3 protein-coding genes are annotated in these 2,120 nt (G+C 62.1%); 1 reads left to right on the top strand and 2 read right to left on the bottom strand.

Annotated features, from left to right (window positions below):
- Positions 1-453 (bottom strand): hypothetical protein (locus AB7P10_RS19920; protein WP_428295582.1); only part of this gene is annotated, 453 nt, incomplete at its 3' end.
- A 304-nt stretch (positions 454-757) separates the two neighbouring features.
- Entirely contained in the window at positions 758-1,366 is a 609-nt protein-coding gene (locus tag AB7P10_RS19925) for a hypothetical protein (RefSeq protein ID WP_428295583.1), read from the bottom strand.
- Between the two features lie 214 nt (positions 1,367-1,580).
- Between AB7P10_RS19925 and AB7P10_RS19930 the strand changes: the two genes are divergently transcribed.
- Positions 1,581-2,120, top strand: a 540-nt coding sequence (locus tag AB7P10_RS19930) for a hypothetical protein (protein ID WP_428295584.1), incomplete at its 3' end; no start/stop codon positions are given.

Consider the following 2,120-nt stretch of genomic DNA (forward strand, 5'->3'; position numbering starts at 1 on the left):
ACTTTGTGCGCTGTCAGCCAGCACCGTCTCGCCCGTGCCGCCGAGTGTGACGGCGTCGACCACCAGCAACTGCGCGAAGCTGGCCGCGCCGTTGACCGACAGCGTGCCGTTGTTGGTGATGCTGCCGTTGATGGTCAACGCGCGGCTCTCAAGGATGTTGAGCGTGTCGCCAAGGTCGAGGCTGAGGTTGCCGATGGTACTCGACACGTTTAGATCTACCGTCGAGTCGAGCGCATTGCCGCCGTCTATGAAGAGATCGGCCGTGGCAGCGTTGGGGAAGCCTGGGCTGCTCCAGTTCGCGGTATTGAAGTTGCCGGCGCCACCGAGCCAGATGAAGTCGGCGGCGTGGCTGGGCGCGACATGGCCGAGTGCGATGGCGATCGCCAAGGCCAGCGTGCGCTGCCGGCGCGGCGGCGCGCTGAGCGAAGAAACTTCTGATTGCTTGCGATTCATGTAATGCCTCCCTGGGTGGCGCGTGTAGCTCTGCAAGTGGTTCGAGTTGTTACAACCTGTGGGCGACGCTGCAGGGCGCGTTCTACGCACGCGAACGCAAGTCGCCGCGTGAGTGGATGCGGCGCACGGGCGGGCGTTTCACTTCTGAAATGTGAACTTGCATGACCTGAGTTGAGCGCCGGCGAGGTGTGTATGCGGCAGGTCTTTGATAATACGGACCGATCGGGCCATAAAATGCTCGCCGCGCCGGGCTCGGATGGACCGGGCGACAGGCGCCGAGCGCGCCAGCCCGCGCAGTGGCGGCTTAAACTTCCGTCGCCGGCGACGCTGCAGCGCTCGCCGCCAGGACCCGCTTGGCTTCGTCCACCAGACCGTAGGCCGCGCTCTCGATGCTCGTCAATACCGCTTTTCTGGCTTTCAGGCGTGGGAAGTATGTATAGGTGACAAATGCGGCTGGGATGGCCATCACCCAGCCAAGCCCTGCGCTGAAGGCCCCGCACAGGGCCGCAGCAATCCAAGGCGCAACGAAATGCCAGCCCTTGGACGGTGGGGCCCACTTGTGCTTCAAGGTATCTTCATTAGCACGGAATTCGGCGGTGTTGTGGTTGTAGTAGTAGCACGGCCACCCGGTGGTGCTCGGTTTTTGCCCGATGAACACCACGGTCACGCGATGCCCATCGCGCACCGCGATAGGTGCATCCTTCGCTTCCCATTCTTCGCCATCTTCTTCGATAACAAAGAACCGGTTGCGTTCTACGACGCTCGACGACACCGATACGGCTTGCCCGTTTGCACCCCCGCCACCACTCACACGCGTCTCCGACCAGACCGCACTACCTTGCACTACCCCGGTACGGCGAAAGGCCATTACGAGTTCCGGTGAGCGAATCTTCTCTTTCCAGTTTGTGTTCATGTTTGGACTGCCTTCCTTAATCACCAGTGGTACCGCCACGGCGGATGCATGCAGTTGTCAAACGTTACGTCGGAAACGTGTTACGAAACGTGTCGGCGGGCACGCGGCTCGAGCGGCCGGGCAACACGCAAGGTCGCAGGCACAGCGCAGCTACAAAACGGACGCATCTCGTGGTATAGAAACCAGCCTCTACTTGCACCGAAAAGGATGTGTCATGCCCTCGCCCCTGTTGCCCGGCCCGTGGCGGATGCTCGATGCCGACAATTCGCGCGCGTTGCGTGCACGGTTGGCCGAAGCGCTGGCCGCTCATGGCGCCGCCGCGACATTTCCCATCGATCGGCCGATAGGTGCGTTGCGTGCACTACCGTTGTCGTTCTACCCAGGATGGTTGTTGATCGAAGGCGACGCGCAACTTGACGGGCGCCTGGTCGGCACCTTCGACTTGTTGTTCGGCCCCGGCTTCCTCTGGCCGTTGGATCGAAGCAGTTCGGTGATCCATGACATCAACGGGGGGATGGTACGTATCGCCGATGATGCTGCTGCGGGTAGTGGTCCGCGCTTCCTGCCGACCCCTCTTGGCGCCTTGGACGCCGTCCGTACTGGCCCGGACTACCTGCGCTTTTTTTGGGTTCTTGTCCCAAATCCGGGGAAGTCGAGCGGGTCCACGGCCGCCGCTGCTAACTTGTTGTTACCACACAGCAAGCATGCAGGAGGGCGACCGTGGCCCCAGAGCATCCTATGGCCCGGCTCGGCG

The sequence above is a fragment of the Hydrogenophaga sp. genome (genome assembly GCF_050182545.1).
In the GTDB taxonomy this organism is placed as follows: domain Bacteria; phylum Pseudomonadota; class Gammaproteobacteria; order Burkholderiales; family Burkholderiaceae_C; genus Hydrogenophaga.